Source organism: Mycobacterium sp. Marseille-P9652, from assembly GCF_902652685.1.
GTDB lineage: Bacteria > Actinomycetota > Actinomycetes > Mycobacteriales > Mycobacteriaceae > Mycobacterium.
Genome location: NZ_CACRUY010000006.1, coordinates 141,040 through 147,390, shown reverse-complemented (window position 1 = coordinate 147,390; position 6,351 = coordinate 141,040). Strand labels below are relative to the sequence as shown.

The following is a 6,351-nucleotide window of genomic DNA, read 5'->3' as shown; positions in this document are numbered from 1 at the left end:
CGCCGGGGCGGCCGACCGCGGCGCCCCGGGGATCGGCACCGAACCGGGGGTCAGCCCGGCGAGCGGGCCGTTGGGCAGCCCGGGCAACTGCGGCACGGTCTGCGGCAGGTGCTGGCCACCGACGGTGGACGAGCCGTCCGGCGCGCGCAGCAGCGCCTCCGGGCCCGAACGGGCCGGGGCGGGCGGCGCGCCGGGCGCCGGCTGCACCACGACCGGAACCTCCGGCGGAAGGGCTGGCGGCGGCGGCGCCGGCGGCGGCGCGTCGGAGATCTTGCTGTTCAGCGGCGGCGGCGGGACACCGTCGGCCGGCTTCGGGGTGCCCACGACCACCCAGTTCCCGGAGGGGTCCTGGACCAGGTGCGCGGTGTCCCGCGACGGGATCATGCCCTGCTTGCGGGCCGCCTCCGCGAGCGCCGGCGCCGACTCCGCCTCGCGCACATCGCGTTCCAGCGCCTCCTTCTGCTGTTGGAGCATGCGGTTCTTCTCGCGGGCGTGGCTGAGCTGATAGGACCGCTCGGCGGAGTCGGTGGACAACCACAGCGTGAGCCCCAGACCCAGCCCCAGCGCCCCGATCACCAGCACCACGAACGGAACCCGGCTCAGCAGGGTCCGCGGCCGCAGGTCGATGGACGCCAGCCGGGTGGCCAGCCGTTCGGTGAGGCGGGGCCGGATCGCCTTGGGCGCCTTGGCCTTGCGCGCCTTGGCACGCGCCTTGGCCTGGCTGGTGCTCTTGGGGCGGCCCGGCCGTTCGACCGGCCGGGTGATCGGGCTGGTCTCCGGACCGGATCGGGGCGCGCGGGCCTCGCGCGCCGCGCCCTGGCCGGGCCGGGTGCGGCGCCGGGCGTCGCGCGAAGGCACCGATTCGGCCGCGGCGCGCCTGCCCTTGCGGGCGGCACCGTCGCGACGGCTGGTGTCGCGACGGCGCTTCGGCGCCTCGTCCTTTACCTTCATGAGTCGCCCTTCTCGATGCGTTGCAGGGCCCGCAACCGCACGGCGGCGCTGCGGGGATTGCGTTCGATCTCGTCGGCGTCGGCCCGTTCGGTGCCGTGCGTCAGTGAGCGGAATCGCGGCCCGTGGCCGGGCAGCTCGACCGGCAGGTCCACCGGCGTGCGGGACGCGACCGCGTCCGCGAACACGCGCTTGACGATCCGGTCCTCGAGGGACTGGTAGGCCAGCACGACGATGCGCCCGCCCTGGGCGAGCGCGTCCAGGGCGGCGGGCAGCGCGCGCCGCAGGGTGTCGAGTTCGTCGTTGACCGCGACCCGCAGCGCCTGAAACGTGCGCTTGGCCGGGTGCCCGCCGGTGCGCCGGGCCGGAGCCGGGATCGCTTCGTAGAGCAGGGCCACCAGTTGTGCCGTCGAGGTGAACGGGACGTCCGTGCGCTCGCGGACGATCCGCGCGGCGATGCGCCGCGCGAACCGCTCCTCGCCGTAGCGGTGCAGGATGCCGGCCAGCGCCGCCTCGTCGTACGTGTTGAGGATGTCGGCGGCGGTCAGCGGCGAGTCGGGGTCCATGCGCATGTCCAGCGGCGCGTCCTGGGCGTAGGCGAACCCCCGCTCCGGGCGGTCGAGCTGCATGGACGAGACCCCGAGGTCGAACAGGATCCCGTCGACGGATTCCTCGGTGTCGCAACCGGATTCGACGATCGCGTCGGCGATGCCGTCGTAGCGGGTGCGCACCAGCGTGACTCGGTCGCCGAACCGCGCCAACCGTTCCCCGGCGATGTACAGCGCGCCGGGATCGCGGTCGAGACCGATCAGGCGCAGCCCGGGCAGCTCGGCGAGGAACCGCTCCGCATGACCCCCGGCGCCGAGGGTGGCGTCGACCAGGACGGCCCCCGAGCCGTCGGCGTGGCGGCGGGTCAGGGCCGGGGCGAGCAACTCGACGCAGCGGTCCAGCAGGACGGGCACGTGCCCGAAGTCGCCTGAATCGTCAACCACTGCAACGCCTCCGGGGATCCGGCGGGGTGCCCCTGCATCCGGGTCCCTGTCCGAAGGCACGAACCTGGCGTTGGGGAAGTACGCCAGGGTCGGTTCGGGCAGAGGCCACGATGCACGGGCATGCGCCTCCGATCTCGTGGTGATCGCGAGCGCGGCGGCGCCGCGCGCTGCGGGTCGCCACGCATTGGATCGCGTGGTGATCGCGAGCGCGGCGGCGCCGCGCGCTGCGGGTCGCCACGCATTGGATCGCGTGGTGATCGCGAGCGCGGCGGCGCCGCGCGCTGCGGGTCGCCACGCATTAGATGATGTCGCCGAGTGCTTCATCGCTGGCCGCGGAGAAGTTCTCTTCGTGGGTCTGTTGGTAGTCCTGCCAGGCCTGCGCGTCCCAGATCTCGAGGAAGTCGACCGCCCCGATCACCACGCAGTCCTTGGACAGGCCGGCGTAGCGGCGGTGGTCGGCCGACAACGTGATCCGCCCCTGCGCGTCGGGGTGCTGCTCGTCGGTCCCGGCGGCGAGGTTGCGCAGGAACGCCCTGGCCTCCGGGTTGCTGCGCGACGTCTTGCTGGCCCGGCGGGCGAGCTGCTCGAATTCCGTCCGCGGGTAGACGGCCAGGCTGTGGTCTTGGCTCTTGGTGACCATCAACCCCCCTGCCAGCGCGTCGCGGAACTTGGCGGGCAACGTCAGCCGCCCCTTGTCGTCGAGTTTGGGCGTGTAGGTGCCGAGAAACACTCGCTTCACCTCCCGCCGAAAGCGGCTCTGCGGTCACCCGAACACTTGAGCCACCATACCCCACAATCCCCCACTTTGCCCCATTAGCGCGGTGTCGCGGCCGTGTTTTCGGGGCTATCCGCCACGCAGGGCGGTCGAAGCGCCCCGACGAGTTCCGCACCGGCCGTCGCCGCCGCTGGCGGGGCGTCGTAAAACGGCTCTTCAGAGCCCCGAAATCGCGACTCCGCCCGGCGATGGCGCGGAGTGGGGCGCAGTGGGGCATGGAAGAAGGACCGGGACTCGATTCGGCCTCAGTTGCGCATCGAGCGCGACACTTGAGCCGATCAATCGCCGCGTAACGGGGTCGAGCCTGAAACTATGGCGCCGAGCCTGCGGCCACGGCCTCATCGAGCCGCGACGGCACGCGTTCGTCGCAGTCTCGGTGCGGGGGAAGCCAATGCGGCGAAGCGAGAAAGGAAACGGGGTAGCCAGTGGCTACCCCGGTGAGTGTCGTGACGACGTCGCTAGTCGTCGAAACGGCGGCGGAAGCGGTCCTCCATGCGGCTGGTGAAGGAACCGCCGGCGCCCTTGTTGCGGCGCTGACGCGGTGACGGGCCGGCACTGGGGTGCCCCGGCCTGCCCGACAGGCGCGGACCGGTGACCGCGAAGACCACGCCCCCGAACATCACCATGAAACCGATGACGGACAGGATCGGGAAGTTTCCGATCATGGTGGCCTTGAATGCCACGCCGGAGACCAGCATCGCCAGACCGATGACGAACAGCGCCACGCCCTGCAGCCGACGGCGCGCGGTCGGTGCCCGGAAGCCGCCGCCGCGAACGCTCGAGACGAACTTGGGATCCTCGGCATAGAGAGCGCTCTCGATCTGATCGAGCATCCGCTGCTCATGATCGGAGAGTGGCATTCGTCCCTCCTTGCCGACACGTTGGCGCGTCACTAATTCGATAGCACGCGGATGCCCGTTGTGAAGGCACCTAAATCAGATGATACGAGGTCAATCTGCGCCGTACCACTGGTTCTGCGGCGATTCTATCCCGGTCGCCGGCCGACACCCTCGACACCCGCAACGGCGCTGCGCCCCAACCGGTTGCCGGGCGGGCCCGTCGGTGCCGTGCCCGCGCGTCGGGCGGCCGGGGCCGGGTGGAGATAATTGCCGAAGCGCAACTCGGCCGCGGCCGGGGTCACGACAGGCACCGGACCCGCGCAGTGGATGAGGAGGGCACCGCACGTTGGCGATCTTCCTCATCGACCTGCCGCCGCACGACATGGAGCGGCGCCTTGGCGAGGCGCTGGGCGTGTACGTCGACGCGATGCGCTACCCCCGGGGCACCGAGAATCAGCGCGCCGCCATGTGGCTGGAGCACATCCGGCGACCCGGGTGGCAGGGGGCTGCCGTCGTCGAGGCCGACCTGCCCGAGGGCGCGGAAGCCCCGACGGCCGCCCAGTTGAGCGACGCGCCGCTGCGGGGGGTGGCCTACGGGTATCCGGGGGCGCCGGGTCAGTGGTGGCAGCAGCAGGTGGTGCTGGGCCTGCAGCGGGCGGGGATGCCGCCCGAGGAGATCGCCCGGCTCATGAGCAGCTACTTCGAGCTCACCGAGTTGCACATCCACCCGCGCGCCCAGGGCCACGGCCTCGGAGAGGCGCTGGCCCGCCGGCTGCTCGACCGCCGGACCGAGCACAACGTCCTGCTCTCCACCCCCGAGACCAACGGCGAACCCAACCGCGCGTGGCGCCTGTACCGCCGCCTGGGCTTCGCCGACATCATCCGGGGCTACCACTTCGCCGGCGACCCACGTGCGTTCGCCATCCTCGGGCGCGCCCTCCCCCTCTAGACCCGTGCCCCCGAAGAGGCAGCGGCCCCGGCGCGCCTCCGGCCGGGCGCCGCACGCGCATCTGGCACGATGACCTGGTGCGAGCCAGCTCCCCGCGACCCCGGGCACCACGATCCGCCACCCGCCGCCGCGTGCTGGCGCTGGCGATGCTGATGCTCGTGGTCCCCCTGGCCACCGGCTGCCTGCGCGTGCGGGCGTCGCTCACCATCTCCCCCGACGACCTGGTGTCCGGCGAAGTCGTCGCCGCGGCCAAGCCCAAGACCTCCAAGGACACCGGCCCGCAGCTCGACACCAACAACCTGCCGTTCGGCCAGAAGGTGGCGGTGTCGAACTACGACAGCGACGGCTACGTGGGATCGCAGGCGGTGTTCTCCGACCTGACGTTCTCCGAGCTGCCGCAGCTGGCCAACATGAATTCCGACGCCTCCGGGGTGAACCTGTCGCTGCGCCGCAACGGCAACCTGGTGATCCTGGAGGGGCGGGCGGACCTGACGTCGGTGACCGATCCGGAGGCCGACGTCGAGCTGACGGTCGCCTTCCCCGGCGTCGTGACGTCGACCAACGGCGACCACGTCGAGCCCGAGGTGGTGTCGTGGAAGCTCAAGCCCGGCGTCGTCACCACGATGACCGCGCAGGCCCGCTCGACCGACCCCAACACCCGCTCGTTCACCGGCGCGGGCGTCTGGCTGGGCATCGCGTCGTTCGCCGCCGCCGGCGTGGTGGCGCTGCTGGCCTGGAACAGCCGGGACCGGTCACCGCGGATGACCGCGCCGCGCGACCAGCCGCCGGGGTGAGCTACTGAACCCGCTGGGCGGGTGACCAGTAGTCGAGCATCTCCGCGAAGGTCTGGAATGCCGGCCCCGAGACCCCGTAGGTGGCCTCCAGGTGGATGCTCAGCGGAAAACCGAGGTCGGCGACGCCGTCGATCACCCGCTTGTAGAGGTCGACCATCATCCGGCGCTTCTCCGGCGGCTCACTGGCGGCCAGCTTCCTGACGAACTCCTGCTCCCCGGCCACCGCGGCGTTGCCCGGGTCCTGGATCAGCCAGTTGATCAGCCCGACGCGGCCCTCGACCTTCGGCACGAAGCCGAACGACAGCAGGATCTCCGGCCGGTGGTCGGTGGTCTTGGCGAACTCGGTCAGGAAACCCACGATGGCGTCGGAGTACAGCAGCTGGGTCATGCCGTAGGTCGCGCCCTGGTCGCACTTGAAGGTGAACCGGCCCTGCTCCCCCTCGCGCGTCGGGATGAGGATGACCCCGCGGTTGGCCACCAGCTCCCGGTAGAGCGACAGGGCGTCCGTCGGTGCCACGCCGGAGCCCTCGCCGTCGTTCATGGTCCGGGGCACCCCGACGAAGACGACGCCCTCCATGCCCGCGGCCAGGAGCGCCGAGAGCCGCTGCCGCAGCGTCGCCTCGTCCATGAACGCCGTCACCTGCGTGCACAGGCCGTCGATGCCCGGGAGTTCCGGCTTGATGATCGACCAGAAGTCGAGCACGTCCAGCTTGGCCTTCATGGGAACCGGACGATCGTCGTCCTCGGCGATCATGCCCGGGATCATCACGTGCCGCAGCCGGCGGTCCAGGCCGGACTCCCCCGAGTACTGCACCACTTTCCGCGCGTCCTCGAGGGCCCGCTCGCGACCGTCGTCGCAATTCGGCGGCACCAGCTCGAGCGCGATGGTGTTGAGGGTCACGCGGCTCCTGTTCCTTTTAGACGTCTGGGGTCTTCGCCAGCATAGGGGCGCGATAGTGAGGCAGTCGAAGCAACTGGGCGCCGCCAGGCGACATACACTGTCGGGCCAGGAACGAACCACGCCGTGCCGAGCAGAAGGGGGCGCCGGCCTGAG

7 protein-coding genes are annotated in these 6,351 nt (G+C 71.4%); 2 read left to right on the top strand and 5 right to left on the bottom strand.

What is annotated here, in order from left to right; translation table 11 throughout:
* The 4 genes from GPY60_RS06010 to GPY60_RS05995 form a co-directional block, all read right to left on the bottom strand.
* On the bottom strand, positions 1 to 951 hold a 951-nt coding region (locus GPY60_RS06010; RefSeq protein WP_156686711.1), incomplete at its 3' end, for a hypothetical protein.
* Positions 948 to 2,084 (bottom strand): 16S rRNA (cytosine(1402)-N(4))-methyltransferase RsmH, encoded by a 1,137-nt coding sequence (rsmH, locus tag GPY60_RS06005; protein WP_156686733.1) that lies wholly within the window; start codon positions 2,082 to 2,084, stop codon positions 948 to 950. The genes rsmH and GPY60_RS06010, both read right to left, overlap by 4 nt.
* Positions 2,085 to 2,238: 154 nt before the next feature.
* Entirely contained in the window at positions 2,239 to 2,670 is a 432-nt protein-coding gene (gene mraZ, locus GPY60_RS06000) for a division/cell wall cluster transcriptional repressor MraZ (RefSeq protein WP_156686710.1), read from the bottom strand.
* Between the two features lie 503 nt (positions 2,671 to 3,173).
* Entirely contained in the window at positions 3,174 to 3,575 is a 402-nt protein-coding gene (locus GPY60_RS05995; RefSeq protein WP_156686709.1) for a DUF3040 domain-containing protein, read from the bottom strand.
* Between the two features lie 325 nt (positions 3,576 to 3,900).
* Between GPY60_RS05995 and GPY60_RS05990 the strand changes: the two genes are divergently transcribed.
* Both GPY60_RS05990 and GPY60_RS05985 read left to right on the top strand, forming a co-directional pair.
* Entirely contained in the window at positions 3,901 to 4,503 is a 603-nt protein-coding gene (locus GPY60_RS05990; protein ID WP_156686708.1) for a GNAT family N-acetyltransferase, read from the top strand.
* Between the two features lie 146 nt (positions 4,504 to 4,649).
* Entirely contained in the window at positions 4,650 to 5,297 is a 648-nt protein-coding gene (locus tag GPY60_RS05985; RefSeq protein WP_156686732.1) for an LppM family (lipo)protein, read from the top strand.
* Position 5,298: 1 nt separating this feature from the next.
* Here GPY60_RS05985 and GPY60_RS05980 read toward each other — a convergent pair whose 3' ends face one another.
* Positions 5,299 to 6,198 carry a mycobacterial-type methylenetetrahydrofolate reductase gene (locus tag GPY60_RS05980; RefSeq protein ID WP_156686707.1) on the bottom strand — a complete coding sequence of 300 codons (900 nt, stop codon included), beginning with the start codon at positions 6,196 to 6,198 and terminating at the stop codon, positions 5,299 to 5,301.
* Positions 6,199 to 6,351: the final 153 nt, after the last annotated feature.

Excerpts from the sequence above, each read along its gene's own strand:
- GPY60_RS05995 (WP_156686709.1), bottom strand. The coding sequence starts at position 3,575 with ATGCCACTCTCCGATCATGAGCAGCGGATGCTCGATCAGATCGAGAGC.
- GPY60_RS05985 (WP_156686732.1), top strand. The coding sequence starts at position 4,650 with ATGCTGATGCTCGTGGTCCCCCTGGCCACCGGCTGCCTGCGCGTGCGG.